The 26996-nt window shown below is 38.5% G+C and carries 34 protein-coding genes; 7 read left to right on the top strand and 27 right to left on the bottom strand.

Features of this window, described 5'->3' with window-relative positions:
* Nucleotides 1–38: 38 nt before the first annotated feature.
* From IHV12_RS13715 to IHV12_RS13760, 10 genes are all read right to left on the bottom strand, one after another.
* Nucleotides 39–2258, bottom strand: coding sequence for a penicillin-binding protein (locus tag IHV12_RS13715; protein WP_197127647.1), 2220 nt, complete (start codon nt 2256–2258; stop codon nt 39–41).
* A 15-nt stretch (nt 2259–2273) separates the two neighbouring features.
* Entirely contained in the window at nt 2274–2633 is a 360-nt protein-coding gene (gene ftsL, locus IHV12_RS13720) for a cell division protein FtsL (RefSeq protein ID WP_197127646.1), read from the bottom strand.
* Between the two features lie 14 nt (nt 2634–2647).
* The gene (rsmH, locus tag IHV12_RS13725; protein ID WP_197191201.1) at nt 2648–3580 is read right to left on the bottom strand and encodes a 16S rRNA (cytosine(1402)-N(4))-methyltransferase RsmH; all 933 of its coding nucleotides are present in this window, start codon (nt 3578–3580) and stop codon (nt 2648–2650) included.
* Nucleotides 3581–3611: 31 nt separating this feature from the next.
* Nucleotides 3612–4043: a division/cell wall cluster transcriptional repressor MraZ gene (gene mraZ / locus IHV12_RS13730; RefSeq protein WP_066393436.1), complete on the bottom strand. Its 432-nt coding sequence runs from the start codon at nt 4041–4043 to the stop codon at nt 3612–3614.
* A gap of 128 nt (nt 4044–4171) precedes the next feature.
* A complete protein-coding gene (bshC, locus tag IHV12_RS13735; RefSeq protein WP_197191202.1) occupies nt 4172–5794 on the bottom strand; it encodes a bacillithiol biosynthesis cysteine-adding enzyme BshC in 1623 nt (540 codons plus the stop codon).
* Nucleotides 5795–5874: 80 nt separating this feature from the next.
* Nucleotides 5875–6258, bottom strand: a complete 384-nt coding sequence (locus tag IHV12_RS13740) for a DUF3397 domain-containing protein (RefSeq protein ID WP_197191203.1) — start codon at nt 6256–6258, stop codon at nt 5875–5877.
* Between the two features lie 4 nt (nt 6259–6262).
* On the bottom strand, nt 6263–7150 hold the full coding sequence (locus IHV12_RS13745; RefSeq protein WP_197191204.1) for a ketopantoate reductase family protein: 888 nt from the start codon (nt 7148–7150) through the stop codon (nt 6263–6265).
* 89 nt (nt 7151–7239) lie between these two features.
* Nucleotides 7240–8778, bottom strand: coding sequence for an acyl-CoA carboxylase subunit beta (locus IHV12_RS13750; RefSeq protein ID WP_197191205.1), 1539 nt, complete (start codon nt 8776–8778; stop codon nt 7240–7242).
* 54 nt (nt 8779–8832) lie between these two features.
* The gene (locus IHV12_RS13755; protein WP_197127640.1) at nt 8833–9045 is read right to left on the bottom strand and encodes an acetyl-CoA carboxylase biotin carboxyl carrier protein subunit; all 213 of its coding nucleotides are present in this window, start codon (nt 9043–9045) and stop codon (nt 8833–8835) included.
* 21 nt (nt 9046–9066) lie between these two features.
* Nucleotides 9067–10410 (bottom strand): acetyl-CoA carboxylase biotin carboxylase subunit, encoded by a 1344-nt coding sequence (locus IHV12_RS13760; protein WP_197191206.1) that lies wholly within the window; start codon nt 10408–10410, stop codon nt 9067–9069.
* Nucleotides 10411–10576: 166 nt separating this feature from the next.
* Here IHV12_RS13760 and IHV12_RS13765 point away from each other — a divergent pair, with 166 nt between their 5' ends.
* Entirely contained in the window at nt 10577–11056 is a 480-nt protein-coding gene (locus tag IHV12_RS13765) for an N-acetyltransferase (RefSeq protein ID WP_197127638.1), read from the top strand.
* Nucleotides 11057–11090: 34 nt separating this feature from the next.
* Here IHV12_RS13765 and IHV12_RS13770 read toward each other — a convergent pair whose 3' ends face one another.
* The 4 genes from IHV12_RS13770 to IHV12_RS13785 all read right to left on the bottom strand — a co-directional run bounded on the left by IHV12_RS13770 (nt 11091) and on the right by IHV12_RS13785 (nt 13333).
* Entirely contained in the window at nt 11091–11660 is a 570-nt protein-coding gene (locus IHV12_RS13770; RefSeq protein ID WP_197127637.1) for an RsfA family transcriptional regulator, read from the bottom strand.
* An 87-nt stretch (nt 11661–11747) separates the two neighbouring features.
* Nucleotides 11748–12509, bottom strand: a complete 762-nt coding sequence (locus IHV12_RS13775; RefSeq protein WP_197191207.1) for an enoyl-CoA hydratase/isomerase family protein — start codon at nt 12507–12509, stop codon at nt 11748–11750.
* 80 nt (nt 12510–12589) lie between these two features.
* Entirely contained in the window at nt 12590–12763 is a 174-nt protein-coding gene (gene rpmF, locus IHV12_RS13780; protein WP_066240492.1) for a 50S ribosomal protein L32, read from the bottom strand.
* A gap of 51 nt (nt 12764–12814) precedes the next feature.
* Complete coding sequence (locus IHV12_RS13785; RefSeq protein ID WP_137789755.1) at nt 12815–13333, bottom strand: YceD family protein; 519 nt, start codon at nt 13331–13333, stop codon at nt 12815–12817.
* Nucleotides 13334–13483: 150 nt separating this feature from the next.
* On the opposite strand from IHV12_RS13785, the gene IHV12_RS13790 reads away from it, so the two are divergent.
* A complete protein-coding gene (locus tag IHV12_RS13790) occupies nt 13484–14689 on the top strand; it encodes a nucleotidyltransferase (RefSeq protein WP_197191208.1) in 1206 nt (401 codons plus the stop codon).
* 141 nt (nt 14690–14830) lie between these two features.
* Here the strand turns inward: IHV12_RS13790 and IHV12_RS13795 are convergent, their stop codons facing one another.
* Both IHV12_RS13795 and IHV12_RS13800 read right to left on the bottom strand, forming a co-directional pair.
* Nucleotides 14831–15874, bottom strand: a complete 1044-nt coding sequence (locus IHV12_RS13795; protein WP_197127634.1) for a SepM family pheromone-processing serine protease — start codon at nt 15872–15874, stop codon at nt 14831–14833.
* Nucleotides 15864–16658 (bottom strand): patatin-like phospholipase family protein, encoded by a 795-nt coding sequence (locus IHV12_RS13800; protein ID WP_197191209.1) that lies wholly within the window; start codon nt 16656–16658, stop codon nt 15864–15866. Before IHV12_RS13800 ends, IHV12_RS13795 begins: the two co-directional genes overlap by 11 nt.
* A gap of 126 nt (nt 16659–16784) precedes the next feature.
* Between IHV12_RS13800 and ylbJ the strand changes: the two genes are divergently transcribed.
* Nucleotides 16785–18002, top strand: a complete 1218-nt coding sequence (gene ylbJ, locus IHV12_RS13805; protein WP_197191210.1) for a sporulation integral membrane protein YlbJ — start codon at nt 16785–16787, stop codon at nt 18000–18002.
* Here ylbJ and coaD read toward each other — a convergent pair.
* The gene (coaD, locus tag IHV12_RS13810; protein ID WP_197127631.1) at nt 17999–18487 is read right to left on the bottom strand and encodes a pantetheine-phosphate adenylyltransferase; all 489 of its coding nucleotides are present in this window, start codon (nt 18485–18487) and stop codon (nt 17999–18001) included. The genes ylbJ and coaD overlap by 4 nt on opposite strands.
* 22 nt (nt 18488–18509) lie before the next feature.
* Complete coding sequence (gene rsmD, locus IHV12_RS13815) at nt 18510–19064, bottom strand: 16S rRNA (guanine(966)-N(2))-methyltransferase RsmD (protein WP_197191351.1); 555 nt, start codon at nt 19062–19064, stop codon at nt 18510–18512.
* 338 nt (nt 19065–19402) lie between these two features.
* On the opposite strand from rsmD, the gene IHV12_RS13820 reads away from it, so the two are divergent.
* A complete protein-coding gene (locus IHV12_RS13820; protein WP_197128211.1) occupies nt 19403–19780 on the top strand; it encodes a DUF7147 family protein in 378 nt (125 codons plus the stop codon).
* A gap of 130 nt (nt 19781–19910) precedes the next feature.
* On the opposite strand, the gene IHV12_RS13825 is transcribed toward IHV12_RS13820, so the two are convergent.
* Nucleotides 19911–20186: a YlbG family protein gene (locus IHV12_RS13825; RefSeq protein WP_066245799.1), complete on the bottom strand. Its 276-nt coding sequence runs from the start codon at nt 20184–20186 to the stop codon at nt 19911–19913.
* A gap of 69 nt (nt 20187–20255) precedes the next feature.
* Here IHV12_RS13825 and IHV12_RS13830 point away from each other — a divergent pair, with 69 nt between their 5' ends.
* Nucleotides 20256–20576 carry a hypothetical protein gene (locus IHV12_RS13830; protein WP_197191211.1) on the top strand — a complete coding sequence of 107 codons (321 nt, stop codon included), beginning with the start codon at nt 20256–20258 and terminating at the stop codon, nt 20574–20576.
* Nucleotides 20577–20578: 2 nt separating this feature from the next.
* On the opposite strand, the gene IHV12_RS13835 is transcribed toward IHV12_RS13830, so the two are convergent.
* The 4 genes from IHV12_RS13835 to ylbD form a co-directional block, all read right to left on the bottom strand.
* Nucleotides 20579–21013, bottom strand: a complete 435-nt coding sequence (locus IHV12_RS13835) for a YlbF family regulator (protein WP_197127629.1) — start codon at nt 21011–21013, stop codon at nt 20579–20581.
* 114 nt (nt 21014–21127) lie between these two features.
* The gene (locus tag IHV12_RS13840; protein ID WP_197127628.1) at nt 21128–21553 is read right to left on the bottom strand and encodes a hypothetical protein; all 426 of its coding nucleotides are present in this window, start codon (nt 21551–21553) and stop codon (nt 21128–21130) included.
* A 64-nt stretch (nt 21554–21617) separates the two neighbouring features.
* Nucleotides 21618–21920: a YlbE-like family protein gene (locus IHV12_RS13845; RefSeq protein ID WP_197191212.1), complete on the bottom strand. Its 303-nt coding sequence runs from the start codon at nt 21918–21920 to the stop codon at nt 21618–21620.
* Between the two features lie 15 nt (nt 21921–21935).
* Complete coding sequence (gene ylbD, locus IHV12_RS13850) at nt 21936–22340, bottom strand: YlbD family protein (RefSeq protein ID WP_197127626.1); 405 nt, start codon at nt 22338–22340, stop codon at nt 21936–21938.
* A 172-nt stretch (nt 22341–22512) separates the two neighbouring features.
* Here ylbD and IHV12_RS13855 point away from each other — a divergent pair, with 172 nt between their 5' ends.
* Nucleotides 22513–22992, top strand: a complete 480-nt coding sequence (locus IHV12_RS13855; protein WP_197191213.1) for a PaaI family thioesterase — start codon at nt 22513–22515, stop codon at nt 22990–22992.
* Nucleotides 22993–23065: 73 nt separating this feature from the next.
* On the opposite strand, the gene IHV12_RS13860 is transcribed toward IHV12_RS13855, so the two are convergent.
* Both IHV12_RS13860 and IHV12_RS13865 read right to left on the bottom strand, forming a co-directional pair.
* Nucleotides 23066–24097 (bottom strand): CAP domain-containing protein, encoded by a 1032-nt coding sequence (locus tag IHV12_RS13860; protein WP_197127624.1) that lies wholly within the window; start codon nt 24095–24097, stop codon nt 23066–23068.
* A 124-nt stretch (nt 24098–24221) separates the two neighbouring features.
* Nucleotides 24222–24650, bottom strand: coding sequence for a CBS domain-containing protein (locus IHV12_RS13865; protein ID WP_197127623.1), 429 nt, complete (start codon nt 24648–24650; stop codon nt 24222–24224).
* 158 nt (nt 24651–24808) lie between these two features.
* On the opposite strand from IHV12_RS13865, the gene IHV12_RS13870 reads away from it, so the two are divergent.
* Entirely contained in the window at nt 24809–25159 is a 351-nt protein-coding gene (locus IHV12_RS13870) for a YugN family protein (protein WP_197127622.1), read from the top strand.
* A 29-nt stretch (nt 25160–25188) separates the two neighbouring features.
* Here the strand turns inward: IHV12_RS13870 and IHV12_RS13875 are convergent, their stop codons facing one another.
* Nucleotides 25189–25905: a nucleotidyltransferase domain-containing protein gene (locus IHV12_RS13875; protein WP_197191352.1), complete on the bottom strand. Its 717-nt coding sequence runs from the start codon at nt 25903–25905 to the stop codon at nt 25189–25191.
* Nucleotides 25906–26123: 218 nt separating this feature from the next.
* On the bottom strand, nt 26124–26996 hold the full coding sequence (locus IHV12_RS13880) for a cytochrome c oxidase assembly protein (protein ID WP_197191214.1): 873 nt from the start codon (nt 26994–26996) through the stop codon (nt 26124–26126).

The raw sequence follows: 26996 nt of genomic DNA on the forward strand, positions 1-26996 counted from the left end.
GTTTCAAATATATGCTTGTACACAAGCGCCTAGAACATTTAGTCTGTTACCGGTAACTCTTCTTGAGCGTCTTCATTCGTAGATTCGGTTTCTTCAACGTTCTCTTGTTCTTCGGAATCCGTCTCTCTTCCTGTTACTTTTGGTGGTTCTAATTGAACAACAAAGAAATCTCCTTCTTTGACGGGGTTACCAGGTTTGATGCTTTGTTTAACTGCAAAACCGCTTCCTGTTATTGTTTCTTTCAACCCAAGAAGTTTACTAATCCTTAAAATATCCATGTAAGACCAGTCTTTTACATCAGGCATCTTGGCATCACCAGATGTTCTCAAGATGACTCTTTCACCTTTCATCACATAAGCCCCTTCATAAGGTTCCTGGTTTGTTATATCGTTACCTGAACCGATGACGGAAACTTGCATGCCTAGTTTTTCTAAGTCACTTTTTGCTTTCTCAGCAGACTGACCTGTGTAATCCGGTAATTCTTTACCATAAGATTTCTTTACTTTGGTAGACTTATCGTTGACTTTGGCTTGGGGCTGAATGTTTAAATATTGCAGCCCACTTTTCATAACACTTGTAAAAATATTCGCAACAGGTGTAGAACCCATCTCAGGGAACTCAACCTTTGGTCGCTCAACAGCCACATAAACTAGTAGTTTAGGGTCATCTTTAGGTGCCATACCTAAGAAAGAAAATACGTTTTCTCCCCAACCAGAGATATACTTACCGTCTTTTCCTACGATCTGTGCTGTTCCTGTTTTTCCAGCTACACTATAACCGTCGATCATATAAGGCTTACCCGTTCCATCTGTTACTACTGTTTCTAAAATATCTCTTACTTGTTTTGATGTTTCTTCAGAGATCGGCTTACCTGCAACTTTCGGTTCATTTGATAGCACCGTCTTCTTCGTTTCCGGGTCCATGATCTTGTCGATTACGTATGGTCTCATCATCTTACCGCCATTCGCAATCGCTGTTGCCGCTTGAATCTGTTGAATCGGCGTAATCGTTGTTCCTTGCCCGAAAGCTGTTGTAACTTTCTCTATCTCATAGTTATAAAGAACTGATCCGCTCTTCTCATTCGGCAAATCAATATTCGTCTTTTGATCCAGTCCGAATTTCGAGAGATAACTTCTATATTTCTCATAACCTAGCTTTTCACGTACAAGTTTAGAGAAGGCTACGTTAGAAGAGTTTTGAACCCCTTCGTTATAAGTAATGGGTCCCCATCCTCTTTTATTATGATCATAGATCGGTCTCCCGATGTTCGGAAGCTTATACGAACCAGATTGGAACACCTCATTACCGTTATACTTACCTTCTTCAATGGCAGCTGCCAAAGTAAAGATCTTCATCGTTGATCCTGGTTCAAAAGGATAAGAAACAGCAAAGTTCGTATAGTTTGTAATATCCTTTTTGTTCGGATTAAAACTAGGTGAATTACTCATCGCGAGAATTCTTCCTGTTTTCGGATCAGCAACAATTGCGGTGATCTTTTCTGGTTTATATTTCTTAGCAGCTTCTTGCACCGCTTCATCTAAATAAAGTTGAATCTTCTCATCTAGCGTTAAATAAACATCCTGTCCGTGCTTTGGTGGCGTAATCGATTCTTTATTTGCTGGAATTGCTCGGCTGAATGCATCACCGACAAAGGAGATCTTGCCATCTTTTTCTTGTAAGTACTTATCTAACGACTTTTCAAGTCCCATCAGACCAGTCTGTACACCTTCTTCACCGTTTCCAGTGTACCCTAAAACATGAGCAGCGAAGCTTTGATTAGGATAATATCGTCTTGATTCTCTTATAAAATCCACACCAGGAATCTTCATCTTTTCGATCTGTTCTTTTTTACGATAAGAAACTTTTCTTCCAGAAGGAACTTCTACTTGGAACCTGCCTTCTTTACTCAAAAGTTCTTCTAGGTCATCCTTATCAGAATCTAGTACTTTTGATAGTTTTTCAGCAGCTTCTTCAGGATCTTTTATATGGTTTGGATACTTTTTATCAAGAATGGCAATTACGCTGTACGACGGAATATCTTGCGCAATCACTTCACCGTTCCGATCAAACATCGTTCCACGCTTCGCATCTAAAACATCGCTCTTCAACCATTTTCTTTTCCCGTATTCGATTAAGTCTACTCCTTCTGCAGATTGAGAAGAAGCCACGAGAAAGAATTTACTCGTTAATACAAAAAAGAGCAAGGTAAACACAACCATCAGAATACCCGCTCCAACGTTTTTTCTTTTTAATTTCATAACAACACCTGCTTTTTAGTCCTGAACCACTTTTACGTTTTTATCGTCAAAGATGAACCCTTGTTTTTTTGCCAACTTCATGATGCGTTCTGGATTACTTAATTCTGTTACTTGAAGGTGATAATCTTCAACGATCTTCGTTTCTGCAGTTAGGTCCTTTTGAATACTCTCAACTTCAGCAGTTGCCTGATAAACAGACGCGTATAGAGAAATGAGCCAAATCAATCCGGCAATTAAGACGACCCCCATAGCTCCCCACAATACGACTTCACCTTTTGTAAATATTTTTCGGGATGGCTGCTGTACCGGCTTTGGGTTTCTTTCTGGCTGTAACTGTACTTGTTGTTTTTGAACTTGATAGGCTAAATTGCTCACTTTAGCTCTCCTCTCTATTTTTGTTTTTCAGCGACCCTCAATTTCGCTGAGCGTGATCTTCTGTTTTCTTCAAGCTCGTTTTCTGTTGGTACGATTGGTTTTCTTGTGATGAGTTTTAATTCTGGTTTGTATTCTTCTGGTATAACCGGCAGTCCTGGAGGGAGTTCCGGACCTGTACTTGCTTTTTTTAGTATATTTTTACACGCGCGATCTTCTAAAGAATGAAATGTGATAACTGCAATCCTGCCACCGACATCTAATAGTTCAATGGAATTTTGCAGTGCATCTTCAAAAGCGTTCAATTCATCATTTACAGCGATTCGAATGGCTTGAAATGTTCGTTTTGCAGGATGACCGCCTGTTCTTCTTGCAGGAGCAGGTATAGCATCCTTTATTATTTCGACAAGTTCTCCAGTTGTTTGAATCTCTTTTTTCTCACGAGCCGCTTCAATCTTTCTAGCGATCTGTTTAGCGAATTTTTCTTCGCCATATCTTGAGATAATCTTCATCAACTCATTGAACGTCCATTCATTCACAACTTCTTTTGCTGTAAGGTCACTTGATTGATCCATTCGCATATCAAGTTCAGCGTCATGTTGGTAGCTAAACCCTCTATCCGCTTCATCTAGTTGCGGAGATGAGACACCTAAGTCGAACAGGATACCATCCACTTTATGTATACCGCGTTTAGAAAGCTCTTCTTTAATATGACGGAAATTGCTGCGAATAATCGTATACTTTCCTTCATGTTCCTTTAGTACCTGACGGGCGTTTTCAATTGCTATGTCATCTTGATCAAATGCATATAGGTGGCCAGTTTCTAATTGAGACAGAATTAGCGCACTATGGCCTGCCCCTCCTAGCGTACAATCAACATAAATTCCATCTGGTCTTACGTGTAAAGCATCTACTGATTCTTGTTTTAATACGGTTATATGGTCAAACATGGAAAATTCCTCTCTGCTATAAACTTAAGGGTTATAAATCAAAGTCCATTAGACTTTCTGCAATTTCTCCAAATGAGTCTTCTGACTTTGAGAAGTATTCTTCCCAAATTGATTTACTCCAAATTTCAATTCTATTCGACACACCTATCACTACGCAATCCTTTTCTAGTTTTGCATAGTCTCTGAGCGGAGAAGCAATGTTTACTCTTCCCTGTTTATCTAACTGACATTCAGCAGCTCCAGAAAAGAAAAAACGAGTAAATGCACGTGCATCCTTTTTAGTAAATGGCAAACTCTTCAGCTTTTCTTCGATGACTTTCCACTCATTTAAAGGATATCCGAATACACATTGATCCAACCCGCGAGTTAAGATAAACTCTGTGCCTAGTTCTTCACGAAATTTGGAGGGGATGATCATACGTCCTTTTTCGTCGATGCTGTGTTGATACTCTCCCATGAACATATGATCACCCCACTTTCTCCCCTAAATCTACCACAACGCTCCACTTTTCACCACTACAAGTATTATTCGTGCACAAAAAAAAAAATCCTGCTGTAGCACAGGATTTTTTCTGAAATATTTTAACGTTTTTATAAGTAAACAATCTTATGTTTTCCGTTGAATTGATAAGGGTATTGTACAAGTTTGTTCACAAGTTCAGGACCTTCTTCATTAACAAATTGATAGATGTTCCAAATCCTTTCTTGCAAGATCACAGTAGGTTTTAATTGGAGCATGATCTCATCAAATTCAGCAAGAGGTTCTTTTACTTTTTTTCGAACGCGTTGTTCTAATTTATTCTCCATATAGTCGATCTCTGATAGGATTCTTTTCATATTTTGATCAGCGACGGGTAGAAGCGTTGAATCTATATCTTCTGCTAACTTTATCAACTTTTCATAAGAAGAAGTGAACTCTGCTTTTACGGATTGAACAGTCTCAAAAGTCTCGATCGGCCTGTTTAAAGCAAACCACTCGCGTTTATAACCATCCGTTCCATTCTCTAAAACTTGTTGCACCGTTAATTTCTTCGATTGGACCAATTCGTTTACTTGGTCGGTCACGAGAGTAAAAGATAGCCTTGGTGTCAATATCGGCATCAGTCTATTGAATTGGCTGAAAACCTTTCCAAGGACAGCCCAGTATGCAATCTCACCAGGGCCAGCAACAAACGATAACACAGGCAAAAGAAACTCTTGCATCAACGGACGTGTCACAACATTATTGCTGAATTTTTCCGGGTGTTTAACCGCTTCTTCAAGAAGTTCTGATTCAGAGATCTTGAAGTCTTTCTCTTTAGAGGAAAAACCATTTTCATCACGATACAATAAAATCCGCTCTTGATTCTTCGTGTAAAATAAATGAGCATTGTTTTCTTGCACTTCTATTGGCTCTGAAAATCCACTTCTGCACAGTTCTTCCGTTCGATCATTAAAAGCATGATCAATCTCACTATTATGAACGATCATCTCTTTTAACATCGTCGATTGTAGTTTTTTAAACGAAGGATCTCCAGAGTCCAATACTATCAACCCTTCTTCAGAAAACCATTTGGAAAGAAGTTTTGCAAAAAATGTAACGATAGAATCTGATTCGTTCAAGATACGCTCAGTCTCTGCGAGTAAATCACTTGTGTAAGCTGTTTCACCAAAAGAATGAAATACTTCCTTCAACCATGGCTGAACTTCATCTCTATTCCATTCCCAAAGAGAGGCTGAAGATTTCACGCTGCTTGCTGACTTTAAGGATATCTTTTTTGCAGTATTATTCTTAGGAACCATAATATGATTGATTTCATCCATATCATGATCTTCACCTGCTATCCAAAAAATTGGAACAACAGGAACATTTAATTCTTTTTGAGCTTCTTTAGCTAGTTGAATGGTACTGATGCACTTATAGATGACTAAAAGCGGTCCAGTAAGAAGTCCTGCTTGTTGTCCACCAACCACAGCTAAACTTTCATCTGCTTTCAGCTTTTGTATATTTTTAATCGTTTTGGCTGAGGACCCTATTCTTTGATTATAAGAAGTCAGATAATCCGTAAGACCCTTTCTAGGAAACGAATAACGCTTCAATTCCTGTTGTCTCTTTGCCCATTCATGTTTATCATAAGGTGATTTATAATCAAAAAAACGGACAACATCCTTATCTCCGTTGGAGTACCCTTCTAAAAAAGGCGATGTATGAAGCTGCAGTTCCTCCAGTCTCATTTATGAACTTCCTTTCTACGTATCAATTACATCCTTAACGAGTATAGCAAAGAACGAATAGAGAACATAAAAAATATGCTCTAAATGTCCAAAATACGTGAAATGACTCCATATGTCATCAATGAAAAGTAACCGATTGACAAAACAAGGAACTGTAATCGCCAATTTAACCTAAGTATCTTTCTTATAGACAGATCTAATTCATTTTTCCAAATCACATATGTAAAAAGTAAACAGCCTGATAAAAATAACAATAAAAGAATCCAATAATAAGATTGTCCCCAGATTTCAACAGTCATTCTTTCGATAGCAAAAAATAAAAAAAACGTTGTACAATCAACACCCGCCTTAAAGGCTTTTCTTCTTTTCTTCGTGAGCTTTAACATACTTTTATTGATAAGAAAAAAAACAATATAAGGCACAGTTATTAATGTAGCAATAATCGCACCTACAACACTAGCCAATCATTCATCCTCTCCAATCCAATGCACTGATTGCTTCATAAGCAAACCTAGAATAAGGAGTTTGAATCTTCAATTCGATCCCTCGCTTAATAATCTCACCTGTAATACTCTCAATTTCAGTTTGCTTACCGCTCTCTACGCTTTTTAACATAGAGGATCGGTTTAATGAAGTATTTCTGCATAGGACTAACAATTCCTTCCATAACACTTCGCGCTGTTCTATCATATTTAGTACAGAAGTCGTTTCTTCAAAAAGTTCTTTCATCATGGAGTGTGCGTATGAATTCGTCAAAAGTTCTCCATTCGTTATTCTTAATAAAGCTGTAAGCGGATTGATACATGCATTCATAATAAGTTTTTCATAAACCATCTGTTGCCACTCTTCTTCTATTACGATCGGAAAACGAGTTGAATGTAGAAAATCGCGCCAAGTCTGGTCAGAGCCCCCACTATAAGAAGAGAGTTTAATCTTACCTTCTCCGAGATGATGTACTGTTGCATAACCTTTCTTAACCGCGCCGTGTTCAACAACTCCAATGCTTATTTGTTTTTTAGGCAACCTTTCTAGAAAAGAGAGATGACTGATTCCATTTTGTAAAAAGAGGAAGGAAACCTCACTAAATTTTGTCAATCCTATCAACTCGTTCATCGCTGTTTGTTTAACTGCGATCATACAGTATGACTCTTCAGCATTATATTCAGCAAAAGGCTTCGCATCGACCTTTATTGTTGTCTCTGAACCTTTCAAATTTCTGTATGTAAGTCCCGACTTACTTAGTTCCTCTGCTTGAGCTACGCTTTTTGTATAAATGACAGGTTCATTCCCATTTTGTTTTAAAAAATAAGAAACTAATAACCCTATTGCCCCGCCGCCAATGACGCTTATTTTCATTCTAAGGCTCACCTCTTTAATGTATAACTCGATAGTATCATATTCTTAAGCATACTAAAAAAACCTCCCAAGTTAGGGAGGTTCATGCATCAAACAGGATAAACAGGATGCTTTCGCTCACTGAATACCATTTCTTTGTTTTCGTAAAATGCAAAACGGTTTGTAAGTTCATCTCTTAAAGCTGAAGGTGAAACAATATCATCTATGATCATTTCAGAAGCAAGCTTATAAATATCAATATGCTCTTTATATTCTTGCTGTTTTTGCTGAACAAATTGGATACGTTCTTTCACGTCTTCAATCTCATTAATCTTGTTAGAATATACAGCGTTCACTGCCGCTTCCGGACCCATAACCGCGATTTGAGCCGTAGGCAACGCAAGGCAACAATCTGGTTCAAAGGCAGGACCAGCCATCGCATATAGACCAGCACCATAAGCTTTTCGGACGATCACTGAAATTTTTGGTACAGTAACATCACTCATCGCCGCGATTAACTTTGCTCCGTGACGTATAATTCCAGCTCTCTCTACTTTTGTTCCTATCATAAAGCCAGGAACGTCTGATAAGAAAAGAAGAGGAATTGAGAATGCATCACATAGTGTGATAAAACGTGCCGCTTTATCCGCAGAATCAACAAACAGTACGCCGCCTTTTACTTTCGGTTGATTCGCGATAATCCCTACTGGTTTTCCATCAATACGTCCAAAACCAGTCACGATCTCTTGCGCAAATAGCTTTTTCATCTCAAAAAAACTACCTTCATCAATGAGTCCATCAATAAACTCATACATATCAAACGGGACATTTTGATTTTCTGGTACGATCGCTTCTAACTCTCTTCCCGCTTTAGGAGCAATAGCATCCACAACTGGAGCTTTTAATTTATAGTTACTCGGGAAATAGGATAGATATCTTTTCGCTTCTTCAATGGCATTTGTTTCATCCGCTGCCAAAACGTCACCGCATCCACTAACAGAGCAATGCATTCTTGCTCCGCCCATTTCTTCAAGCGTCACTTTTTCACCGATTACTTTTTCAGCCATTCGTGGACTTCCTAAATACATGGATGCATTTTGATCGACCATGATCACGATATCACAAAAAGCTGGGATGTATGCTCCACCTGCCGCTGATGGTCCAAAGAGAATACAAACTTGCGGAATCATTCCAGACATTTTTACTTGATTGTAAAAGATCTTCCCCGCTCCGCGGCGGTTCGGAAACATATCGATCTGATCCGTGATTCTAGCACCTGCTGAATCGACAAGATAAAGCATCGGAACTTTCAGCTTTTGAGCGGTCTCTTGTATGCGAATAATCTTTTCAACTGTTCTAGCTCCCCAAGATCCAGCTTTTACAGTCGAATCATTGGCCATAACACATACTGTTTTCCCCCCAAGTTTTCCTATCGCAGTTACAACTCCATCTGCCGGTAGGTCTCCTGCTTGATTGTTTGCAAATTTAGCATCCTCTACACTGTATTCACCATTGTCAAAAAGCAGTCTTAGTCGGTCGCGGACGAACATCTTGTTTTGAGAACGGTTCTTCTCATGATATTTCTGTGCACCACCAGCTTCAATCTGGTCGATCTTATCTTTTAATACGTTTTCTAATTTTGCTACCATGATATACCTCCTTCAAGAGAGTGAGCGCTCGTTCAGATTGTTTGCATGCTAATTTTATTTAAGTGTAACGAGTACATCGCCCTCATTCACAAAGTCTCCAGATGCAAACTTAATGTTATCTACCGTTCCTGCATCAACAGCGTCAACGGGTATTTCCATTTTCATAGATTCTAAAATAATTACTGTTTGTCCTGCTGTAACCTCATCACCTTCACTAACCAATACTTGCCAAACTGTGCCTGCCATAGATGCTGTAATTTCTTTCATTTCTCTCTCTCCTTTGTTTAATTAAGGTTTTGAAACTTTTCTTTTACTTAAGTAACTAGTGGTATAGTCACCTTTTATAAAATCCTCTTCTTTCAAGATCATTTTAAAAAGAGGTGTATTCGTTTTTAGTCCGGTTATCTCTAACGCATCAAAGAATTCAACCGCATTCTTCATACATCCTTCTCGGTTGGAATCGCTTACAATTATCTTCGCGATCATAGGATCATAAAAAGGTGTAACTACATTTCCACTTTCATAACCGAAATCAATCCTTACATTCTCAGATTTCGGCCATATTAGTCCTTCAATCTTGCCTGGTGACGGGAAGAAGGTGATCGGGTCTTCCGCATAAAGTCTAAACTCTATCGCATGACCTTTACTCATAATCTCTTCTTGAGTCAATGGCAGCTTCTCACCTCTTGCTACTTGTATCTGCCATCTTACAAGGTCTAGTCCCGTGATACTCTCTGTAACAGGATGTTCAACTTGAAGTCTCGTGTTCATCTCTAGAAAATAGAAATCTCCGTTTTCGCTTACGACAAATTCAACTGTTCCCGCATTCACATAGTTTACCGCTTCAGCTGCTTTAACTGCCGAATCTGTAATTTTAGAACGAAGGCTTTCTGTTAAAAAAGGTGACGGTGATTCTTCTACAACTTTTTGATTTCTTCGCTGAACACTGCAATCCCGCTCAAAGAGATGTACGATATTCCCATGAGTATCACCCATGATTTGAACTTCAATATGCCTGGCATTCTCGATACATTTCTCAATAAACATTCTGCCAGATCCAAAATAGTTTTTAGCGCGCTGCTGGGATGAAACAAAATGTTTGCGAAGGTCATCACTGTTATCGCATTTTACCATTCCGATTCCCCCGCCACCGCTGCTTGCTTTAAGCATTACAGGGTATCCGATCTGTTCAGCAAGTTTTACACCTTCTTCAACATCTTCGATAGGCTCGATCGTTCCAGGTACGATCGGAACACCCGCTTGCTGCATTGTTTTTCTTGCCATGATCTTATCACCCATCCACTCGATGGTTTGAGGTGATGGACCTATAAAAGCAATTCCAGCTTTCTCTATCTTTTTGGCAAAGTCATCATTCTCTGATAAAAGTCCATAACCTGGATGGATAGCGTCTACCTTATGTTTGAGAGCGACTTCTAGGATCACTTCACTCTGCAGATAGGATTTCGCTACCGGAGGTTCACCAATATGTACCGCTTCATCAGCAGCTTTTACAAAAGGGAGGTCTTTGTCTGCTTCAGAATAAACAGCAACCGTTTGAATGTCCATTTCCTTACACGTTTTGATAATCCGCAGTGCGATTTCACCACGATTAGCGATTAATATTTTTTTCATGTTCATCCTCCTTCCTGATGTCAACATTACCTTTTTCGACATAAAAAACCAAAAATCCTTTTTGAAAGCGTAAACTAAACGAATATTTTATTTTTAAAGAATTTTTTGCATAATTAGTATATACTATATCTATAGAGAAAAGTACAGAAAGACTGGGGGAGATCATATGTTAAAGTATGAAGTAAAGAAATTATTAGTTAACTATAAAACGCTTGAAGAATTTAAGCAGTTCAAGGAATACGGCGTACAAGAATTGTCAATGCTCGAGGATCTTCAGGAAAATATGATTGAAAACGACAGTGAGTCTCCATTCTACGGAATTTATTATGGTGATAAACTAGTTGCACGCATGAGCTTATATCAGATCGAATCTGCTTATGATCAATATTTTGATCCTCCACAAGATTATTTGGAACTTTGGAAACTTGAAGTATTGCCTCACCATCAAACAAAAGGACTAGGAAAAGCTTTAGTAGAATTCGCAAAAACGTTCCAACTCCCGATCAAAACAAACGGCAGACAACAATCTGGCGGGTTTTGGGAGAAGATGGGCTTTGAAGCTGTAACATACAATCAAGATCGTGATCGCGGTCAGAATCCTTACGTTTGGTATCCAACAGGGGTCAGTGAACAGCGCCTTGCATAATCAAAATAAAAAAGATGGCATCTGCCATCTTTTTTTAGTTTCGGACTGGTATTTCTACTAGCTTCCTCGCCCTGTCCATAATCTGCAAAACATCTTTATAATCACGGTACACCATCTCATACTCTTTATTCACTTTGCTAAGTTTACTTTTCAGTGTTCCGTTTTCCTTCTTCAGGTTTTGAAGCTTCAACAGTAACGCTTTATTTTCAGCTTCTAAGTTCTTTGAAACTGGTTTTTCAGCTTGAAGTTGCTGTAAAAAATGTATGATGTCATTTAAAGAGAGAGGCGTATCGCTTTTCGCGCTGTTTGAAGGGGTATCATGAAGTACCTCATTATGATTCTCAATGATTGAAGCAAACTGTTTAACTTTTCGTTTATTTCGCTCTTTACGTACTTTCTTAGCTTCAGTTATGGCTTTATCATATTGTTTACGAATGAGTGAGTTCCACCTAAATCCACATGCTGCTGGTGTTCTCGTTAATTTCTCTCCTACCTCTTCAAAGGCAACCAGCTGTGTACTACCTTCTCTAATGTGCCGAAGTGTTACCTCAGCAAGAATAGCATCTTCATCTTTTGTCCAGGCATCCTGGCGCAAGTTTGTCATTTAGATCCCCCCATTTTAGTGGTTTGTAATATGAATATGCTAGTGCTAGATAAGATAGACTTTATATTCTACTAAAATGGGGAAAACTTATTTTTTTAAGAATGCCTCTACTCTTTTATGGTGTTCATCTGTCGCCCATAACTTTGCACATCGTTCGATCTCATTTTGTACGCTCTGCTTCATCTTCCCCTTATCGAATCTTTCAAGCTGAAGTGCTTTATAAGACTCGATGACGCCAACAGGTTGAGATGTAAACCTACTTACATAGCGTTCAGTTTCTTTCAAGCTGTTTCCTTTAATGACGTATTGGATGAATCCGTAATCCATACCTTGCTTAGCTGTAACTGGAGTAGCACTGTACAAAAGATCCATCGCTCTCGTAAGGTTTATTCTTTCTAGGAGGTAAGTTCCTCCACCCCAACCCGTTGTAATGCCTAGACGACCTTGGATAAAGCCTACTTTTGCTTCTGCTCGAGCAAGTCTGATATCGCACGCTGATGCTATCTCACATCCTCCACCAACTGCTGATCCATTTAGAAGAGCTACAGTAGGTTTTGGAAAAAAGAAAAGATCATGAAGAACGTTTCCCATTTTTGATAACATACCGTACGCCTGCTCTTCAGTCTTTAATGAATGAAAAGCACTGAGGTCTCCTCCAGAACAAAACGCTTTTGTACCTGCTCCCGTTATAATTAGAACTTTTATATCATCATCCTTTTTTGCCACATTTAAAAGAGTAGATAAATTCTTCATCACATCGTAATTAACAGCATTACGTACAGATGGGCGATTTAACGTTATCCACCCTATTCCATTCTTTTTTTCCCATAAAACAGGTTGCTCGTTCACTATATACACCTCCGATACAAAAGAAAACGCTTTATTTATGTATATGAAAAAACAGGAAGCCTATAGCTTCCTGTTTCTCATTACTTGCTTACTACTTCTTTTCCTTTGTAAGATCCACACTCACGGCAAACGCGGTGAGATAACTTGTATTCTCCGCACTGTGGACACTTTACCATACCAGGCATGGAAAGCTTGTAGTGTGTACGACGCTTCGCTTGGCGAGTTTGAGAAGTTCTGCGAAAAGGTACTGCCATTTGTATCCACCTCCTTAAAGGTTCTAGAAAGAATCATTATAACCTATTCTTTCACTTTTTGTCTTCGTCAAAAAATTTAGCCAGACCTTCCAAACGCGGATCAATCCGGTTTTTCATGTCTTCATCCGTAACCCTCTGCCATCCTTTTCCTTCTTTAGGAGCGGGACTGTCTGTCACATCAGCAGCCGTAATTTTCAACGGTTTTTCAAGCAAAATATGCTCTTCGATGACAGGGAGAAGGTCAACGTAATGTCCTTCGACTTTGTGAAGGCTCTCTTCATCTTCGTATTCCGTATAATTCGGATCGAAAATAAAAATTTCCGTCGTTTTTACCGAGAATGGAAATTCCACATCTACCAAAGTGTTGGCACATGGCAACACCATTTTTCCTTTTATGTTTAAGTAAAAAGTGGCTTTTTGCTGAGTTACATCTGCATGTCCTTCTACGTGAACAGGATCAACGCTTCTGATCTCCGGGTCTTTTTCCATCACTCCGCTCGCATCAACATTTTGTTCAAACGTTAACGGTTTACGGTAAAAATTTTTAATTTCTTGTAGTGACCATTTCATGTCTTTATCACCTCAAGGCAACAGTAGTAATTATATCGGTCATCAAATAAAATGTCAATATTTTATCTTTACACTGATACTTTTGATTCTAAACTCTTTTTAGTACAATGTAAACAAGTATAATCGAACGTTTAAAAGGAAGTGGAACAGTTGAAAGCATCTGGAGTTGTTGTAGAATATAATCCGTTTCACAATGGACATTATTATCATTTACAAGAAACGAAAAAAGCTACAGGCGCTGATTGTATAATCGCCGTGATGAGCGGTAATTTCCTTCAACGTGGAGAACCTGCTCTTTTGTCAAAATGGAAAAGAACAAAGATGGCGCTATTAGGTGGAGCAGATATTGTCATTGAACTTCCTTATTCATTCGCAACTAGCCATGCGCCGCGTTTTGCATTCGGTAGCATTTTTTTGCTGCAATCTCTTGGTGCAGAGTCCTTTTGCTTTGGAAGTGAATCTGGAGATGCTGAACTTTTCAACCAGACTCATGAATCGGTAAACGCTCAACAGGAAACCTACCAAGAACTTGTTCGGTCATTTATGAACAAAGGTCTATCATATCCATCAGCTGCTTCACGGGCATACGAATCACTTGATATTCCACTGGCTCTCGATCTCAGTAAACCGAATAATATTTTAGGGTTTGAGTATGTAAGAGCTAGCCGTGAGTTAGGTTCTCATATCCGACCTTTTACGATAAAGAGGAAAAATGCTGATTACCATGATGTAATGCTAGGCAAAGGTAATATTGCTAGTGCAACAGCTATCAGAGAAGCTATTTTCACAAGAGAACCTGATCAAGCAGCAACTTATATGCCCCGTCACACACTTGAGTTATTAGCTGAAGAACACAGTGAAAAAGGTACACTTATGAATTGGGAGCGATTCTATCCTCTTCTTCGTTATCAACTATTATCTACAAGTCCCAGTGAAATAAACCGTTATTATGAAGTTGAAGAGGGTTTAGAATACAGGATGATCGAAGCGATGAAGAGATCTGACTCCTTCGAGACTTTCATGAATCATTTAAAGACAAAACGTTATACATGGACAAGATTGCAGCGCGCTTGTTTACACGTTTTAAATAAGGTCCAAAAAGACGAGATGTTTGCCATTCTAGACTCACCACCCTCATACATTCGCGTGTTAGGGATGACAAGTAAAGGCAGAGATTATTTAAGTACTGTCAAAAAATCTTTAGACCTTCCTCTTGTCACTACTGTCTCTAAGCATGATTTTGCCGGATTGAGGATGGAAGCGAGAACTTCTTTAGTTTATGCCCAAGGTGCTGCTCGGAATATTTTACGAGCTGAGAAAGAAGAATTTAATACTCCGCCAGTTATGGTGAGATGATTAAGACTTAAAGTTTGGTCTGTTTTGAAATGGCGCTCATATTTTTGATATGGCGCTCGTCTTGAGCGTAATTAACATCCGCTCAAGACGAGCTAAAAAAGGATGCAGAAAAGCCACTTATGGCTTCTGCATCCTTTTTCTTTACAATTTTTTCAAATAGTCGAGTGCATCGTTCAGTGTCTTAACTGGAACGATCTTCATTTTAGACCCTATATCTTTTTGAGCCTTCACGGCATCATTGTAGTTATTTCCATCAACAGGGGCAAAGAAAATCTCAGCACCTGCTTCATCAGCTGCAACAATCTTTTGTTGTATACCTCCGATCGGCCCTACATTCTTTTGAAGGTCCATCGTTCCGGTTCCTGCAATTTTCTTCCCGTGTGTAAGATCATCTGGTGTTAACTGATCCATAATTTCTAACGTGAACATCAACCCAGCTGAAGGTCCTCCGATCTGTGATGTATCAATCTTCACTTTCGGATCTGTTACGATGGATACATCTGCTACAGGAGAAGTGATGCCAAGACCCGCTTTCGGTCCTTGATCTTGAATATATTTCTTTGGAAACTCTTCAATGTTTAAATTCACATTCAATTTTTTATCGCCGCGTAGAATCGTTAAGTCAACCGCATCTCCTGCTTTTTTAGGAGCGAGCGTATCGAGTAGTTTTTTTGTTTCCATAACTGGATTACGGTCAACAGCAATAATCTTATCTCCAACTTTTAACTTTTCTTCTGCCGGCATTCCAGACATGATCCCTGTTACATAAACACCATGGTATTCGATGTCTACTTTCTTTCCTGCCTCTTGATAAGCAACAATGGTGGCCGCATGCTGTGAATCTTCCATCATCTGCAGTTGTCTTTGATTGTATTCTTCATCCGTCTCATCTTCTCCTCTGATCTGATCAGCAGGGATGACTTCACGATAATCACTCAGCTTTGCCCATATGTATTGCGGAATGTTTGCTGTACCTACCGACACTGTTGTTAGCATGAACACTCCCTTATCGTCGTCTCCTCCCTCTACGCTAATGATGGGATCTAACACTCTGGCATCCCCTGGAGAGGTAATGTAGTAAGGGAGTGGATAGAATGCTATAAAAGCAAACACCAGTAAAAAAAGAATAATGAATTTATTTTTTGAGAAAAAGTTTGTTCGTTTCGTTGTTTTTTCAGTGGTCATGCATAGACTCCTTCCAGTTGTCGATCTTTTCTAAAATTTTTGGTATCTGTTTTTTTCCTGCTTCTTCTCCTATAGCAATTATATCATTTACATCCTTAAATGCTGTAGAACTGAACTGCTCAACCATTGGACGAATCATAATATCAGCGGAAATTTCGTGCCAGCGCACCATTTCACGCTGCATGATATCGATACTTTGAATAATAACATCAAAAATAGAAGAAACCTGAAGTTCTGCTTTAAAATGCGAAATATCAACGGCGATTACAAGGTCTGCTCCCATCTCTCGTGCCACAGAAACAGGTACGCGGTCAATAACTCCACCGTCCACCAATAGTTTTCCATCTATTTTTTCAGGCACTAATATGCCTGGGATCGAGATGCTTGCACGAACGGCATCTGCAATAGGTCCCGTTCTAAAAACCACTTTTTCTCCTAGTAGTAGATCAGTTGCCACGATTGCTAAAGGAATATTCGTTTGTTCAATTTGTTTTTGTTTTGTGAGAAGCCTTACGAGTTCTTTGATTTTCTTCCCTGTGATAAATCCCATCTTAGGGACCGTGTAATCCATATAATATTTACGTTTAAAGAGCGTTGCCATCCGGTAAAGGTTTTCATCGCTATGACCCATACTCACCATCGCACCGACCAAAGCTCCCATGCTGCTTCCAGCTATCATATCTATAGGTATTCCTGCATCTCTTATTGCTTTAACAACACCTAGATGAGCAAACCCTCTAGCACCGCCAGATCCTAGAGCAAGTCCGATTTTTGGTTCTTTCATGCTTTGCTCCTCCTTTAGAAGCACCGTCTTTTTTTAACATATGGTCTAAAGAGTAAGGCTATACGTATAAATAAGGATGAGGACAAGTAAGTATAGTGGAATTACGTGAGAGGAGCGCTCCCCTTTATGAACAAAGCTTATTTCAAAACACTTGTATTGTCAGCATCGGCTATTATCATAGCAATATCAATAATCATATACCCAAAAGAAACATATATGGCGTCCGTAAACGGTTTGAAAATGTGGTGGGACGTTGTTTTCCCATCTTTAATGCCATTTTTTATATTATCAGAAGTATTGATGGGGTTTGGCGTCGTACATCTTATAGGTGTATTGTTTGAACCTCTTATGAGACCGCTTTTCCGTGTACCCGGTGCAGGGGGATTCGTTTGGGCGATGGGCATTTCTTCAGGATTTCCTGCTGGTGCAAAGCTGACGGCACGATTATGGCACCAAAAGCAGATCACGACACTAGAAGCAGAGCGCCTCGTGTCTTTTACGAATTGTTCGAACCCTTTATTCATGTTCAGCGCGATTGCAGTAGGCTTTTTTCATAACGCAGCTCTTGGAATTGTTCTCGCAGTCAGCCACTATGTGGGCAACATTTTCGTTGGACTTATCATGAGGTTCCATGGCTGGAAAAAAGAACCAGTTAATAAGGAAGTACGTTATAGAGGAAAAGGTCTTACCAATGCGTTTAAACATATGCATGAAGCTAGATTAGCAGACAATCGTCCCATCGGACAGCTTCTTGGAGATGCTGTTCAGCAATCTACAAAGACACTGCTTATGATTGGTGGGTTCATTATTCTCTTCTCCGTACTAAGTAAGATGATGGATCTTCTTCACGTGGCTCAACTTCTCTCAAACTTTATCAATTATTTATTTATTATGCTTTCCCTATCCGAACAATTAAGTCTTCCTCTGATTAAAGGAATCTTTGAGATTACGTTAGGAAGCAATTTAACGAGTCTCGCACAATCACCCATTTTACAGCAAGCCGTCATCGTAAGTTTTATATTAGCTTTTAGCGGTTTTTCCGTTCAAGCACAAGTCGCTAGTATACTTGCTGATACAGATATCAAGTTCAAGCCTTTCTTTTTTGCAAGAATACTTCATGGATTCTTATCTGCGATCATTTGTCTATTAGTATTCCCTTATTTGTATCACGTTAAAAGCACTACTGCTCCAGCATTTGCATTTCTTACAGAAAAAACCTTGCACATAAGTGAATTTGGCATGCTGGCCCTAATGCACAGCCATTATGTCACACTTGGATTCTTAATGATTTCAATCTTGTTGTGGAATAGAAGACTTATGAAAAAAAACAGCCTCCGTACTTAACGGGGGCTGTTGTATTTTTCTTTTAAAGCTTCTTCCACAACTTCCGGAACAAGATCTGAAACATTCGCATGATACTTTGCTGCTTCCTTAACGATGCTTGAGCTCAGGAAGGAATATTGATTGTTTGTCATCATAAAGAATGTTTCGACTTCGTCATCTAATTTCTTGTTGATCGAAGCAATTTTCATCTCGTATTCAAAATCTGATACTGCACGTAATCCTCTAAGTATCACATTTGCTCCGATATTCTTTACGTAATCGATCAGAAGGCCGTTAAAAGAGTCTACTTTCACATTAGGAAACTGCTTCGTAACTTCCTTTAAAAGGACGATTCTCTCATCAACTGTGAACAAAGGGTCTTTGCTTTGATTATTGGCTACCACTACAATTACTTCATCAAATACTGTTGCTCCACGTTTAATAATGTCCAGATGACCACGAGTTACGGGGTCAAAGCTACCAGGACAGACTGCAGTTGCTGGCATTTTTTTCACCTCATACTTTATGTTAATCGCGTTTATAGATTGTTATTGTAGTTGTTTTTCCGTATGTTTCCTGTCTGACCTGATAAAAGTTTCCGATCTCCTCAGGTAGTGTTACATCCGTACCATGTTCAGTCACAATACTTCCTTCTGGAGAGAGTAGTTCCAGCTTGTCGATCTCCTCCATATCCTTTAATAACATCTGTCTCGCATAAGGAGGATCAAGAAAAATCATATCGAATTGCATCTCTCTTTTATGAAGCGCTTTCAATGCTCTTTTTGCATCATTTCGAAAGACTTCTGTTTTGTCTTCGTAGTTGCATTGTTTGATATTCTCTTTAATCGTATGTATGGCTTTTTGATCTTTATCAATGAAAATGAAGTGCTCCATGCCCCGGCTTAAAGCTTCAAGACCTAAGCCACCGCTTCCACCATATAAGTCGAGACCTGTACCTCCCTCAAAAAAAGGACCGATCATGTTAAAGATAGATTCTTTAATCTTATCAGTTGTCGGCCTTGTGTTCGTACCTGGTACAGCTTTAAGTGGTCTTCCTTTACATTCTCCAGCTATTACTCTCACGTTCTTCACTCAATTCTTTATCCGTTTTCCCTTACTAATCCTATCACAAGTATTCCTGTATTCAAACATCAAATCTTTTTCTTATAAGTATAAGTCAAATTAAATGCGGTCATACTATTTGTAACAACATCAACGAACGATGTTGTTGCCAACCGCGGAGAAGACTTACTCCCCATAAGTTCTTCATCCGGTTTCTCCTCTCCCATCGCCTTTAAACAGAAGTGATTTTGTTTTAAAGGCAACCTGCAGTTTTTGCTGCAGGTTTTTTTTCATGCTTAAAAGTCCTTTAAGCTCATAGATGATTATGCTACATTGTTTTATAGAAAGGGGATTGAATGATGATTCAACGATTTATTGAGCTTGGAGAAGGGTATTCTGATCTTTATGAACTACTTGAGATCATGGAAACGAACAAAGACCGTATCTCACAGTTATTATGTTTAAAAGTTAAGAAAGAAGATAAAATGTATGCGTCTCTTGTTGCTGTCCTGCACCCAGCTTCAGAGGGAAAGTTTCAGCCACTATACATTTGCCGAGAGGGAGTACCTTATCCTTCTAAACGTATTGATCTATTCGAGGCAAAGGCCGCACAGTTAAATAAAGAAGTGGTTACATTTGATGTAAAGCCATCAACAGATTTTGCTGAAACAGAACTCTTTTTTCACTATCTAACAGGGATTCTTCGTTTAAACTATTTAATTCCGCCTTTGTTATAAAATAATTTTTTTTTACCAAATAGGTGAAGACTTATAAAATTTCTTCAAGACTTATAAATTCTTTTGAAGACTTATAAATGGAATTACTGACAAAAAAAACAGGCAGCTATTATTATTAGCGGCCTGTCTCTTAAATCCCCATCTTATAGTCATACTCTTTCGCTTTATCAACAATTTTACTTTCATATTCTGTCTTAATCTCTTGTTTATGAGACCTTTTTACTTCTTTTACAAAATGCAAAGATTCAAGCTTTGCTGCAATCTCATCTATTTTGTTTCCATCACAGTACAAAACAGCATATTTCAACCTTCGAGAAACATAATGCACATTACCATAACGTCTTAACTGTTTTGAAAACTTTAATGAATGGAGAAAAACAGATAGCCCACGACGATTACCTATCATAATTAAAGCTCCTTTTATATACTGTATTGATCAAATAAATGAATACTCCCTGTTAGGAAGTGATGTAGATTGGACTTAAACAACGTTTGGGAACATTTTTTGAATCGAATGAAACAAGACCCTTCAATCATTCATGTTGAAAAAAAAATGATGGCCGGTATCCCTTTCATATATGTAACGGTTTCTTCGCAGTTTTCAATCGATCACTCAACTGATTCTGTAAAAAAATATGCCGTAAAAGCTATGAAAGGGAAACGGCTAACATTGAACCTTACATTTGTAAGATCAGAAGAAAATCTTCATGTATACCGGATGCGTTTTTTAGTACCGCAAGAAAAAATGTTCTGCTGCGGAAACTTATGTTTTGACTGCATTCGGTTTAGAGACTAAGTTTAAGCACAGCCACAGGATCCGCCTGAACCACATCCACCACTGCAAGAGCTCTCATCGAAGAACGGATTGCCTGTAGGAACTTTAATCTGTTGAGATACACTGTAAGCAATGATTTTGCTGCATTCCATCAATAAGTTTTCAAGTTCTTTTTCTGCTTTCTTAAATTGAGCTATATTTTCATGAAAATCAAGCTCCCGTTTAAGAGTACGAACTTGTGTTGAAACGGTATGAAAATCAGGATGATATTTTCCAAATCGCTGTACTTCTTCATACTGTTCTTTCATTTTTGCGAAACGAGCAATCATTTTCTGTGCTTCAACATCTTGCTCTAGGTTATATTTTGACTCTCTATATGCTAATGCAACACTGGAATCAGCAACCATCTCTGCTAATGCTAATGATTCTTCCAGCAATACACTTTGGTCTAAACTCATACGTCACACCTCCCTTTAGGTATGAGGTTTCTAATCTATTATAGCGGATATTGAATAGACTTAAAAGCATAGCAGACTTCTTACAATAAATAAAACTCTTCATAAATTGAAGAGTTATCGAACTTGAACGACTATATTTTTCTTTAATCCGTAATCAGATCCATCTTTCTTCTTCAGCTGCAGAGTAATCTTATGTTTACCGGGATTCATATTCTTTAAGATGAACATGGATTGATTAGCATTCATCTTCCACTTATTGTTTACAAAAACAGCAATGTATCCATCCTTATTTCCTGGTGTCTTCGTAAGACCACCTTGGAAGGAAAACCTTGAAATAATATTCTCAAAATAGATCCGCTGCTTTTTCACATGATAATTGACTGCCCAGTCTTTATCCATGATTGGATATGAAGCAGATACCTCTACAGCTTTTGGTTTGGACTCAGAAGTTCCTTCGTGGAATTTGGTAATCGTAAATAGTGTGAGCACGATAATCACTAATAGACCACCTGCATAGATCCGTCTATTTCTTATTTTCATAAAAAAACCACTCCTTATAGAAGTAGTTTTTTCCTTATTGATTCTTATTATCCCTCAAAAACTCTTAACCGTTGTTTAGAGAGTCTGGCATTGGCTGAAAATCATTCGGCATAGGAGCATCGCTTCCCTTTACTTCATCACCCATTACAGAGATCAATTCCATTAATAAGCCAAAGTTTTGTACCTGTTGATGAAAACGATCCACTCTTTGCCCGAAGGTACGCCCGTAAAACACTTTCGCACCCTCTTCCAGCTCAGACACTGAAAAAGGGTTTCTACTCAGCTTTCTATACCACTCTGGTTTTTCTCTTATATAATATTTCAAGTCAGGTCTTGTATTTAAGTATTCGAGAATTTCTCTTCGCACACCGCACACATCCTTTTAATCCCTATATGAAGGATAATCATTCATTCTATTTTCCGGCTGTTGGTTCGGTCTGTCAGACTGATTGTTAAATTGCTGTAATAGTTCTTGAACCGCATCCATCAGACTACCAAATTGGGATAAATATTTTTGTACATCCGTTATTTGCAGTTTACTTAAACCAGCAACAATATCTCCAACTGTAAGTTCTGTTCTTGTCTTCTCAGACTTAGAGCGATCTTCTTGTTTTTTATCTTTATCCTTATCTTTTGCATACTGATTCCAGCTTTCATGTTCTTCTCCCAAAACAATCCAATCCTGATAAACTTCTTTCCAAGGCCTCTTATTCTTCTTCACTTCCTTAATTAAATCAGGATGTTTATGAACGAACTCCTTGAAACTTTCTATATCAGTCTTTACCACAGAATCCACCCCCAGCCATCCACTGACGAATGATGTTTACTACATGATACATAAGTGCCCATAAATTGGTGCGCCCATTTTTTATTATTCATGCAAAGTTAATTCTGTTTACTTTATTCTCATCCGCCCAAAAAGGTACAATAAAAATAAAAAAAGATTGAGGGAGAGACTATTGAACATTAAGGACGAGTGGAACGAGTATTTCGAAACCAGTACTGAACTAGAGCAACAAGTCATGAAACGTTTCTTAAACAGTTTGAAAACGAAAAGAGAAAAGCAGCATAAGACACACATTGCTTCTTTATTAGATTTTAAAACAACTAGAATCAATGATCATACGTTAGAGATGGAGATGCCCAATTCTCCCTTACTCGACAATGCAATCGGAATCTTACATGGCGGCTTAACAGCAACACTACTAGATACAGCAATGGGTACGATGGCCAGCCTTGTTCCAGGTAACAAAAGAGGTGCTGTGACTGTCGAATTAAAAGTAGACTTTTTAACACCTGGCGTTGGAGAGTTGTTCATTTGCCGTGCTGAAGTCGTACATAATGGCAGACAATTGGTCCGTATGGATGGAAAAGTACGTAACGAAAAAGGTACTTTAATCGCTTCTGCATCAGGTACATTCTTTAAACTTGCCGAATAACAGAAAATCCCTCTAAAATACCTTCTCAAAAAAAAGAGCTGAACCTTTTGAGGTTCAGCTTTACTATCTCTATTTACTTCATAGGTACTAAGAAATTCTGTGTGTAATACTTATTATCTACACCCACTCCTAAATGAGTGTACTCATTGTTTAAAAGTGTGTTCCTATGCCCTTCACTGTTCATCCAGCCTTCTACAGCTGCTATACCGTCCGTATAGTTTGCAGCTATATTCTCTCCCGCTTGCAGAAACTTTACTTGCTTTTGCTGCAGCCTATCTGAAAGCGTTCGTCCATCCTTACTCTCATGAGAGAAATATTGCTGATCTAACATATCTTTTGAATGCAAAAACGCTACTTCCGAAGTTTTCTCATCCCACTGTAACGGATTTTTGTCGTATTTAAGACGGATAATGTTCGTTAACTCAAAAACTTGCTGTTCTTCAGATTGATCTACCTTTTTTTGTTCATCATCGCTTAACTGCCCAAGCGGGGGAAGATCTCCTCGATAAACGATCGAGTATGGCCTTTGTTTTAACAAGACATCCGAAGTAGTATATCTTACACTGGATAGCTGATTCGTAAACTTATCAAAATAAAGCTGTACCCAAATGTTATCTTTCAATTTAATCAGTGGACGCAGCATAACTTCTTGCTCAGACAGTTCAAATCTAAAGAAATCTTCTCCGTCGTTAATAGTGATGTCACTCTCAATCGGAAACTTTTGGATGATCGTGTTTGAATTCTCTCCAATCGTAAATGGTGATGTATTCACATCAGATCCAATGACAAACAACGTAACTACTTTTCCGTTTTCTACACCAGCTTGCAAATATCCTTTTGGACTCTTGTTTCCATATATGTACCAATCATAACCATAGCTAGATGGATCTATCCTTTCAGGTTCTCCCCATTGCTCTTTAAATTCAGATATATCTTTACCAACCCAGTTAGAAACAGCATCATCAGGAATCTTTAATGTTTCTTCTATGTACTCTACTTTTGTATCAGGCTTTTCTTTCTCGACTGTGAATTCTGGTAGTACATCATAAAAAAATAAGCCAATCAAAATAAAAACGGATAGGAAAAAAGTAACCAATCCTCGCATAATGGTTCCCCCTATATCTTTCTTCTCTTCTTAGTTTAGCATAGAGGGTATGTGTTTGGATGAAACCTTTCAAAAATAAAACAGCTCCCCTATAAAAGGAACTGTTTTATATAATCAACATCAATTATTGAATCTGATCTCTTTGCTCAGAAACTTGTGAAAGGGTATGTCCTGCAGCGGAGTCACTCTCTTTAGCTAGGGAAAGATCTCCTAACGAGATAATCCCTACAAGTTTATTGTTCTCTACGATTGGAAGTCTTCTTACTTGTTTGTCTGCCATAAGTTCCGCTGCTTCTTCAACTGTCATATCTGCAGAGCCTGTAAACAGATTATCGCTCATAACATCGGATACCTTTGTAGACCCTGGACGTTTCTCAGCAACTCCCCGGACGACAATATCTCGATCCGTGATTACTCCGATAATTTGATCATTCTCACAAACAGGAATAACACCTACATTATCCTGCTTCATTTTTACGGCTACTTCGTAAACATTGTCTTGTGGTGTTACATAATCTACATTCCTCGTCATGATGTCACTTACCTTTTTCACAAACATTACCTCCTCGTTATTTTAAATCTATACTTCTTTATGCTTTACGAAAGAAAAACAAATATGCGCACTTTTGACAATGATTGCATCTTTAGCGCTTTCATAATATCATTAAGAAGTGATTATTATTTTTTATTGAATTCCTAGGAGGTTTCACAATGAAATTTGAAGAAAGCGGCTTAAACGGGAAGGTTGTTGAGTTTTCACTTTTAGAGCATGTGATGGATAACCATGGCATGATCCGTGCTGGCCAATGGGATTATGAACGTATTACATATGATTACAAATTTGAAGATATGACGAATGGTGACGTTTACTACTTCCGTTTCCCTTGTCATGTTATTGAAGCAGAAACAGAAACACCTCATGCTAAAGTTGAACTTGGAACACCTTATGTAGGGAAACATTACTACCCACATGGTGTAGAATACGACGAAGTATTCCCAAAACACGTAGTTAATCAATGCAACAAATTGATCGAAGCACTGCATAGTGAGTTACACGTTTAAAAAAACCCCTCTTGCATGAGGGGTTTTTTTTATTCAGCAGCTCTTTCTGGAGATTGAGAGGAGTACCCTTCAAATAGCCTGCCACCATATGGAGCGAGCACTTCATCAACAAATCCAATGACTTTTGATTTGGAGCGATTGAAATAATATTCATCAAATACAGAAGCGAATTGTTCAGCAAAAGGTTCGCTATACTCTTTTAAAGCCCGAAGAATCCACTTTCCTTCCCCGATCCAATGTCCATTAACACGTAAAACAAATTCATGTGTACGATCAGCAAGTTTTGAAACGATAAATAAATCCTCTAAGACGTTTGTAGAACCTTCTAGATCGTTTAATAGATCGGTTAAGAAATAACGTGCTTGCTCGATCTCTATCGTCTTCCACGGAGTAGGCCCTGCTTTTAATAACTGTAAAGCTTCATTCTTAATTCGTGACGCATGCCCTGAGTCACGAAGAATGATGCCTTCAGCACACATTTGTGGAAGTGAGGGTCTGGCTCTGTCGATATTTTGTTTGAAAAAGCGTTTGTAAGTAAACATGTTGTGAACAAAAACCTCAATCGGCCAGTCATACTCGGTAAGTGATTCACGATATGACTCACTGATAGAACTATCTATGATGATGATATCTAAATCAGAGCTTTCTGTTTCTTCTCCCCTAACAACACTGCCAGCCAGATAGGCTACATCACAGTTTGGATAATGAGACTCTATAAATTTTTTAGCGGCTTGTCTGGCACTGATTCTCATGATTTTTCTTTCCTTTCTACTCGGCTTTACTATATATTTCGACACCAACGAGCAATTTCTTTTTTTTGTTGTGATTTTGTACGTCTTTTTTAGGTATATTTCATAACATTCGCTTTTCCAGCGCCGTGAGGAGATTATATGCATCTGAAATCATGTTGTTTGCAAGTATAAACTTAGGTTTAGACAAAAAAAATAACCCGCAAAAATGCCGGTTACTTTAATTCAGGTTTCAATTGATTATTTTGTCGTTTAATTAACTCCAAGTCCGCCTTATCACGCAGTCGTTCTTTTTTCACCCATCTCGTAAAGATTAATCCGAGTACAAAGGCATAAATCACTTCTTGGAAGATCTTCATTGTAACTCCACCTACATGCTGATCTTCTTTCGGCGTCATCGTTTCAAACAATTGTGGCACATTTCTATAAGTTTCATAAAGCTGAAAATCTGCAAACATGATCAACGCACAAGCTGGAGTCATTAGTACACCATTAGCAAACACGTATCCGATCTTTTTAATGTCTGACAACGTATCAAGCTCTCTAACCGGACAAAGAACCGGCCACCACATCGTATAAGCCGTAATTAATAATAAAGCATGATACCCATAATGAATTACAGGGTTTGAAACGGCTGCATCAAACACTAAAGGAATATGATACAAAGAAAATACTGCGTTAAAGATAAGCAATGCTAGCAACGGTTTAGTAAGGAAATGAAAAATCCGAGTAAGGATTGTTTTCTTACTTAACCAACTTTTCCATCTCACCTCAGGAATCCCAAGTATCATAAGAGGTGCGATCATTAAATAAAGAACAGCCATCTGTACCATGTGAACACTGAATAAATAATTATGTCCTAAAACCTGAACAGGCGTACCTTTTATAATGATCATCAACAAAAGTGAAGCGATCATTGAAGTCTGCTGCCATTTCGTCGCAAGCTTCTTACCCTGTTTATCTCTCGCAACAAACCGAAAGTAAACGAACGCAAGAATGATGGCTAAAACATATATCGAAGGCGGAAAAAGCTCGTACCAGTTATAATCACTTAAACTAGTATGATGAACATGATGATTATGATGCAT

This window comes from Fictibacillus sp. 7GRE50 (genome assembly GCF_015903875.1).
GTDB classification, from domain to species: Bacteria; Bacillota; Bacilli; order Bacillales; family Fictibacillaceae; genus Fictibacillus; species Fictibacillus phosphorivorans.

What these genes read in the sequence shown, in the direction of transcription:
- IHV12_RS13715 (WP_197127647.1), bottom strand. Translation starts at nt 2,258, where the DNA reads ATGAAATTAAAAAGAAAAAACGTTGGAGCGGGTATTCTGATGGTTGTG.
- IHV12_RS13840 (WP_197127628.1), bottom strand. Translation starts at nt 21,553, where the DNA reads ATGAAAATAAGAAATAGACGGATCTATGCAGGTGGTCTATTAGTGATT.
- IHV12_RS13785 (WP_137789755.1), bottom strand. Translation starts at nt 13,333, where the DNA reads ATGAAATGGTCACTACAAGAAATTAAAAATTTTTACCGTAAACCGTTA.
- IHV12_RS13750 (WP_197191205.1), bottom strand. Translation starts at nt 8,778, where the DNA reads ATGGTAGCAAAATTAGAAAACGTATTAAAAGATAAGATCGACCAGATT.
- IHV12_RS13760 (WP_197191206.1), bottom strand. Translation starts at nt 10,410, where the DNA reads ATGAAAAAAATATTAATCGCTAATCGTGGTGAAATCGCACTGCGGATT.
- IHV12_RS13880 (WP_197191214.1), bottom strand. Translation starts at nt 26,996, where the DNA reads ATGCATCATAATCATCATGTTCATCATACTAGTTTAAGTGATTATAAC.
- IHV12_RS13800 (WP_197191209.1), bottom strand. Translation starts at nt 16,658, where the DNA reads ATGAAAGAACCAAAAATCGGACTTGCTCTAGGATCTGGCGGTGCTAGA.
- IHV12_RS13745 (WP_197191204.1), bottom strand. Translation starts at nt 7,150, where the DNA reads ATGAAAATAAGCGTCATTGGCGGCGGGGCAATAGGGTTATTAGTTTCT.
- bshC (WP_197191202.1), bottom strand. Translation starts at nt 5,794, where the DNA reads ATGAGACTGGAGGAACTGCAGCTTCATACATCGCCTTTTTTAGAAGGG.
- IHV12_RS13770 (WP_197127637.1), bottom strand. Translation starts at nt 11,660, where the DNA reads ATGACAAACTTGCGCCAGGATGCCTGGACAAAAGATGAAGATGCTATT.
- coaD (WP_197127631.1), bottom strand. Translation starts at nt 18,487, where the DNA reads ATGCCAGCAACTGCAGTCTGTCCTGGTAGCTTTGACCCCGTAACTCGT.
- mraZ (WP_066393436.1), bottom strand. Translation starts at nt 4,043, where the DNA reads ATGTTCATGGGAGAGTATCAACACAGCATCGACGAAAAAGGACGTATG.
- IHV12_RS13860 (WP_197127624.1), bottom strand. Translation starts at nt 24,097, where the DNA reads ATGCGAGGATTGGTTACTTTTTTCCTATCCGTTTTTATTTTGATTGGC.
- IHV12_RS13825 (WP_066245799.1), bottom strand. Translation starts at nt 20,186, where the DNA reads ATGATAGGTAATCGTCGTGGGCTATCTGTTTTTCTCCATTCATTAAAG.
- IHV12_RS13820 (WP_197128211.1), top strand. Translation starts at nt 19,403, where the DNA reads ATGATTCAACGATTTATTGAGCTTGGAGAAGGGTATTCTGATCTTTAT.
- rsmH (WP_197191201.1), bottom strand. Translation starts at nt 3,580, where the DNA reads ATGTTTGACCATATAACCGTATTAAAACAAGAATCAGTAGATGCTTTA.
- ylbJ (WP_197191210.1), top strand. Translation starts at nt 16,785, where the DNA reads ATGAACAAAGCTTATTTCAAAACACTTGTATTGTCAGCATCGGCTATT.
- rpmF (WP_066240492.1), bottom strand. Translation starts at nt 12,763, where the DNA reads ATGGCAGTACCTTTTCGCAGAACTTCTCAAACTCGCCAAGCGAAGCGT.
- IHV12_RS13870 (WP_197127622.1), top strand. Translation starts at nt 24,809, where the DNA reads ATGAAATTTGAAGAAAGCGGCTTAAACGGGAAGGTTGTTGAGTTTTCA.
- IHV12_RS13835 (WP_197127629.1), bottom strand. Translation starts at nt 21,013, where the DNA reads ATGAGTTTAGACCAAAGTGTATTGCTGGAAGAATCATTAGCATTAGCA.
- IHV12_RS13765 (WP_197127638.1), top strand. Translation starts at nt 10,577, where the DNA reads ATGTTAAAGTATGAAGTAAAGAAATTATTAGTTAACTATAAAACGCTT.
- IHV12_RS13755 (WP_197127640.1), bottom strand. Translation starts at nt 9,045, where the DNA reads ATGAAAGAAATTACAGCATCTATGGCAGGCACAGTTTGGCAAGTATTG.
- IHV12_RS13795 (WP_197127634.1), bottom strand. Translation starts at nt 15,874, where the DNA reads ATGACCACTGAAAAAACAACGAAACGAACAAACTTTTTCTCAAAAAAT.